The following is a 6,226-nucleotide window of genomic DNA, read 5'->3' on the forward strand; positions in this document are numbered from 1 at the left end:
TAAGTATTTTGCTGCTAAGATCGCGCTTTAGCAATGAAACCCTGATGGTAAAAAGACCGATGCAGCTGCGCTTTGTAGAACTCACCCCTGATCACCTGGCTCCGTTTTGCGATCTATATTTGCGCGTATTTAACGCCGCGCCGTGGCATGACGGCTGGCAAATTGATGCAGTGCGCGAGCGTTTTTCCGCGTTTAGCCAGTTTCCGCGTTTTTATGGTCTGGGCATGTTGGCCGATGAGGTACCAGTGGGCTTGGTGTTTGGCTGGGGCGAGCGCTGGATCGAAGGTTGGCACTTTTTCCTTAAGGAATTCTGTGTCGATACGCAATTACAGGGGCAGGGCTTGGGCAAGCGCTTGTTTGCCGAATATGAGCAGCGCCTGTACGCGCAAGGCTATCGCTGGACTTTTCTCAATACCGGCCGTGCCGTACCGGCGTACCAGTTTTATCAGAAAATCGGCTTTGTCGAAGAAGATCAGGCCATTTTGTGCAAAGAGCTCTTGCTCGCGGCAAACTAAGAGCAGGCTTTCGCGTTCATCTTTTGCACGGCTAAATAATCGCTTCGCTGGCTTGCCAATGCCGCCACTTCCCCCGATAATCCAGCCCATTAAGCAGGAGAGCGTATTTGTCTGTGTACAAATACCACCGAAGGCGCAATGGCACCCGCGAATCGCTCAGGTTTCAGGACTGTTTAATCGAAGTAAAAACTCTGGAGAGTGCTCTAAAGAGCCACCGAAGGGGCTAACGGCGGGAATGGTTTAAACTTGCTGCGCGAGCTGTGATCGCATCTCGGGCGGTGCTCGGAATCCTCACGTACTACATGTACGCTCCGGTTCCTGTGCTCCGGCCTCAATGCGCTAACAGCTGCTCGCTGCGTTTAACCTCATTCCCTTGCACTTATTGCGGCCGGAAAATCTCAGGTACATGGACAGAGGGGTGTTGCCCGCTACATCAATAAAGTAGCGGCCTACGAGGGTATACCCTAAGGAAGTCTTATGACCGCAACGCCTAAAACCACACCGCTGTATGATTCACACCTTGCCGCTGGCGCCAAAATCGTTGATTTTGCCGGCTGGGCGATGCCTATCCATTACGGATCTCAACTCAAAGAACACGAAATCGTTCGCTCTGATGCTGGCATGTTTGACGTGTCGCACATGTGCGTGATCGATATTACTGGCGCGGACGCGAAAGACTGGCTGCGCACCTTGATCGCCAACGACGTGGAAAAACTCGGCTTTGAAGGCAAGGCGCTGTATTCCGGCATGCTCACGCCGGAAGGCACCGTCATCGACGATTTGATCGTGTATCTGACGCACTACGGCTACCGCATGGTGGTGAACGCCGGTACGGCCGACAAAGACATCGCGTGGATGCTCAAGCAAGCCGAAGGCCGAGCGGTTGAATTAACCGTTCGCCGCGAATTGGCGATGATCGCGGTACAAGGCCCGAACGCGATCGAAAAAGCCTGCAAAGTGCTGCACGAAGAGTGGGAAAGCACGATCAAAGGCCTGAAAGTATTCCAAGGTTTCCCATTTGGCTCGGTAGAAGAGGGCTGGTTTATTGCTCGCACCGGTTACACCGGCGAAGACGGCCTTGAAATCATGTTGCCAGCGGATGAAGCGCCACTCTTTTGGAAAGCGCTGATCGGCGCTGGCGTAGCGCCCATCGGCTTGGGCGCGCGCGACACATTGCGTTTGGAAGCCGGTATGAATCTGTACGGCCACGATATGGACGAAACCGTGTCGCCACTGCAAGCGGGCATGGGCTGGACGATTGCGTGGGAGCCTGCGGATCGCAACTTCATTGGCCGCGCGGCTCTCGAAGCCGAAAAAGCGGCGGGCGTTGCCATGAAGCAAGTGGGCTTGGTGCTCGAAGGCCGTGGCGTATTGCGCGAAGGCTTGAAAGTGGTCGTTGAAGGCGTTGGCGAAGGCGTAATTACCAGCGGTACTTTCTCGCCTACACTCAAACATTCGGTGGCGATTGCGCGCGTTCCAGCCGCGACTGATGCCAATAGCTCGAAGGCGCAAGTTGATTTGCGCGGTACATTGACCGATGTACGCGTGGTGAAAATGCCTTTTGTACGCAACGGCAAAAAAGTTTTCGAATAATATTTTAAATCAAAAGCTCACACGCGGCCTTGCTCCGCCTAGCCGTACCCAATGTACTGTCAGCGGCTTCGCGCCTTGCGTGTGAACTTTTGGATGTGCTTAATGCAGGGTATTGCTCTGCAAATGAATTAAACCAATTTTTCCAATTAAATACCCTAGAGGATAGCGTCATGAGCAATGTTCCAGCAGAACTGAAATATGTAAACAGCCACGAGTGGTTGCGTCTTGAAGAAGACGGTAGCGTAACCATCGGTATTACCGACCACGCACAAGAATTGCTTGGCGACATCGTATTCGTTGAGTTGCCAGAAGTAGGCGCGCAATTGGCTGCGGACGCGACAGCGGGTGTGGTTGAATCAGTAAAAGCAGCTTCTGACGTTTACGCGCCAATCGCCGGTGAAGTGGTTGAAGTGAACGTGGAATTGGAAGGCTCGCCAGAATTGGCGAACACCGATCCATACGGCGCGGCTTGGTTCTTCCGCGTGAAGCCAGCGAATGCGGCTGATCTCGACTCATGTCTCACGGCAGCAGAATACACCAAAGAAATCGGCGCCTAAGACAAATCCGGCTGCGAAACCCGCTGGCGGCGTTAAGCCACCCGCTCAAAATCCTCATTGACCTGATGTCAATTCCGGTTTTTCGCGGATAGCTTGCCTTGCCATCGGGCTTCTCGCACGAATTTGTGCTGCATTGGTATTGCTCTGATTTAAAAGAATAATTTATCGCAAAGCGCAGCTTTGAGGCTGCGCTTTGCTACGCCTTGACCCTGAAGGTACCCCATGACGCTTTCTACTTTGTTTAATCGTGACGAGTTTGTTGCTCGCCACATCGGCCCAAACAGCGCCGATCAAGCTGCGATGTTGTCCGAAATCGGCGCCACATCTTTGGATGATCTGGTTGGCCAAACGATTCCGGCTGATATCCGTTTTAACCAAGCGCTGAACTTGCCAGATGCTTTGCCAGAGCACGAAGCGCTGGCCAAACTCAAAGCCATCGCCAGCAAAAACATCATCAAAAAATCATTCATCGGCTTGGGCTACTACCCCAATCTGACGCCGGGCGTGATTTTGCGCAATGTGTTGGAAAACCCAGGCTGGTACACCGCGTACACGCCGTACCAAGCGGAAATCGCACAAGGCCGCTTGGAAGCCTTGCTGAACTACCAGCAAATGGTCATCGACTTTACTGGCTTGGAATTGGCGAACGCTTCTTTGCTCGACGAAGCGACTGCGGCTGCTGAAGCGATGGCGATGGCGCGTCGCGTATCGAAAGCCAAAACCGACGTGTTCTTTGTTGACTCGCAGGTATTGCCCCAGACGCTAGATGTGGTGCGCACTCGCGCAAAATACTTCGGCTTTGAAGTCGTAGTTGGCGCTGCGACTGACGTTGCTAATGGCGATTACTTCGGTGCGCTGTTCCAATATCCGGGCGCCGATGGCGTCGTAGTTGATTTGTCTGGCCCGATCGCAGCGCTGAAAGCCAAAGGCGGCGTCGCGATTGTTGCTGCGGATTTATTGTCGCTCGCGGTATTGAAATCACCAGCCGAATTGGGCGCAGACGTGGCGGTGGGTAACACGCAACGCTTTGGCGTGCCAATGGGCTTTGGTGGCCCACACGCTGCGTATTTCGCGTTTAAAGACGAGATGAAACGCTCGGCACCGGGCCGTATTATCGGCGTGTCGATCGATGCCAAAGGCAAAACAGCGCTGCGTATGGCGCTGCAAACGCGCGAACAACATATCCGCCGTGAAAAAGCCAACTCGAATATTTGTACTTCGCAAGTACTGCTCGCCAATATGGCCGGCATGTACGCCGTGTATCACGGCCCAGCGGGCGTGAAACGCATTGCGCAACGCGTACACCGTTTGGCTGCGCTGTTTGCTGCGGGTGTCGTACAAGCGGGCGGCAAAGTGGTGCACAACGCTTTCTTTGATACGGTACAAGTTGAGTTGAGTAACGCTGCTGCGGTTTACCAAGCTGCACAAGACGCGGGCTACAATCTGCGCCAAGTCAGCGATGCCGTATTGGGCGTGGCTTTCCACGAAGCAGCGTCGGCTGACGATTTGGCGGCCTTGCTCAAAGTATTTACTGGTAAAGACGTCGATGTAGCTGCGCTCGATGCGGCGGCTAGCGATGCAATTCCAGCTGAGTTGGTACGTACTTCGGCCTACCTGACGCACCCCGTATTCAATAGCTACCACACCGAACACGAAATGTTGCGTTACTTAAAACGCCTTGAAAACCGTGATCTGGCGCTGAATCACTCGATGATTTCATTGGGCAGCTGCACGATGAAACTCAACGCGACCAGCGAAATGATTCCGGTGACTTGGCCAGAATTTGGCAATATCCACCCATTCGCGCCAAGCGAACAAACGCAAGGCTACCAAATCTTGGTGGATACTTTGGCTGACCAGCTCAAAGCCATCACTGGCTTTGCCGCGATTTGTATGCAGCCAAACTCAGGCGCACAGGGCGAATACGCTGGTTTGCTGGCGATCAGCCGTTACCACGAAAGCCGTGGCGATGCGCACCGCAATATCTGCCTGATTCCAAAATCAGCGCACGGTACCAACCCAGCGACTGCGCAAATGATGAATATGCAGGTGGTGGTGGTTGATTGCGACGAAAGCGGTAACGTGGACGTGGCTGATCTGAAAGCCAAAGCTGAGTTGCACAAAGATAATCTGGCGGCCTTGATGCTGACCTACCCGTCGACGCACGGTGTGTTTGAAGCCGCAGTAAAAGAAATCTGCGCGACGATTCACCAGTTTGGTGGTCAGGTGTATATGGACGGCGCGAACTTGAACGCGCAAGTGGGCTTAACTCGTCCAGCCGACATTGGCGCGGATGTTAGCCACATGAATCTGCACAAAACCTTCTGCATTCCACACGGCGGCGGCGGCCCAGGTATGGGGCCAATCGGCTTGGCGGCGCACTTGGCTCCGTTTATGTCGAACCACGCAGTAGCGCCGATTACCGTCGGTGATGCGAGCGTAGCGCAGGGTCAAGGCGCAGTGTCTGCGGCGCAGTTTGGCTCGGCGTCGATTCTGCCGATTTCGTGGATGTATATCACGATGATGGGCGCGGCGGGCATGAAGAATGCGACAGAAATCGCGCTGCTGAACGCCAACTACGTGGCGAAAAAACTCGGCGCGCATTATCCAGTGCTGTACACCGGTGCCAATGGCCGCGTAGCGCACGAATGTATTATCGACATTCGTCCGCTGAAAGCGGCGAGCGGCATTACCGAAGTCGATATCGCCAAACGCCTGATGGACTACGGCTTCCACGCACCAACGATGAGCTTCCCAGTAGCGGGTACGCTGATGATTGAGCCAACTGAATCAGAAGCTAAACCTGAACTCGATCGCTTTATCGCTGCGATGGTATCGATTCGCAACGAGATCGCCAAAGTAGAGGGCGGCGAGTGGACGCTGGAAGACAATCCGCTGAAAAACGCACCACACAGCAAGGGCGATATTTCAGGCGAGTGGAACCACGCCTACAGCCGCGACACGGCGTTCTTCCCATTGCCGTACGTGCTGGATAATAAATTCTGGCCATCGGTAAACCGGATTGATGACGTGTACGGCGACCGTAACCTGATTTGTTCTTGCCCGAGCATGGACAATTACAGCTAAGTCAGTTAAAAAAGGGGAGTCTAGCTCCTAATGCCGTTCACTTAAGCCAAGTGAACGGCATTTTTTCTGCTCATCACAACCCTATTCTACGTACCATCACGGTTTTTTATGCCGACCCAACGCGTTCGCTCAGAGCTTGACTACGACTTTGCCACCCTCTCTGCTGCGATTGACCCGCAGTGGATTGCGCAGATACAAGTGTGGAGGCAAATCACGGCCTTTGCGGCGTTTTGTATGCGTACGGCGTGACCACCTCGCCAGTTGCATCGAAATGAACTAGCCGCGCAGCGGCAACAACTCATCAATCCTGCTATTCGGCCAGGTAGGGAGTTTTTCCAGCGTGTCCTTCAGCCATTCTGATGGCTCAATGCCATTCAGTTTAGCCGTCGCCAATAAACTTTGGATGGCGGCTGCGCGTTTGCCGGCGCGTTCGCTGCCCGCGAATAGCCAATTCTTTTTGCCAATCGCAATCGG

The 6,226-nt window shown here is 53.9% G+C and carries 5 protein-coding genes, 1 other RNA gene and 1 riboswitch; of the genes, 5 read left to right on the forward strand and 1 reads right to left on the reverse strand.

Annotation, left to right across the window (positions count from 1 at the left end; genetic code table 11):
- The first annotated feature begins 44 nt into the window (after positions 1-44).
- From FLS37_RS11260 to gcvP, 5 genes are all read left to right on the forward strand, one after another.
- Entirely contained in the window at positions 45-515 is a 471-nt protein-coding gene (locus tag FLS37_RS11260; RefSeq protein ID WP_157670025.1) for a GNAT family N-acetyltransferase, read from the forward strand.
- Positions 516-599: 84 nt separating this feature from the next.
- Positions 600-697, forward strand: a riboswitch (glycine riboswitch).
- 111 nt (positions 698-808) lie between these two features.
- Positions 809-880, forward strand: a non-coding RNA gene (locus FLS37_RS11265) — sX9 sRNA.
- A gap of 112 nt (positions 881-992) precedes the next feature.
- Positions 993-2,108: a glycine cleavage system aminomethyltransferase GcvT gene (gene gcvT / locus FLS37_RS11270; protein WP_157670026.1), complete on the forward strand. Its 1,116-nt coding sequence runs from the start codon at positions 993-995 to the stop codon at positions 2,106-2,108.
- A 170-nt stretch (positions 2,109-2,278) separates the two neighbouring features.
- Positions 2,279-2,665, forward strand: coding sequence for a glycine cleavage system protein GcvH (gcvH, locus tag FLS37_RS11275; protein WP_157670027.1), 387 nt, complete (start codon positions 2,279-2,281; stop codon positions 2,663-2,665).
- Positions 2,666-2,887: 222 nt separating this feature from the next.
- Positions 2,888-5,752: an aminomethyl-transferring glycine dehydrogenase gene (gene gcvP / locus FLS37_RS11280; RefSeq protein ID WP_157670028.1), complete on the forward strand. Its 2,865-nt coding sequence runs from the start codon at positions 2,888-2,890 to the stop codon at positions 5,750-5,752.
- 276 nt (positions 5,753-6,028) lie between these two features.
- Here gcvP and FLS37_RS11285 read toward each other — a convergent pair.
- Positions 6,029-6,226 (reverse strand): transposase domain-containing protein (locus FLS37_RS11285; protein ID WP_198314589.1); only part of this gene is annotated, 198 nt, incomplete at its 5' end.

Origin of the sequence: Chitinibacter sp. GC72 (assembly GCF_009760905.1) — a bacterium.
Classification (GTDB): domain Bacteria; phylum Pseudomonadota; class Gammaproteobacteria; order Burkholderiales; family Chitinibacteraceae; genus Chitinibacter.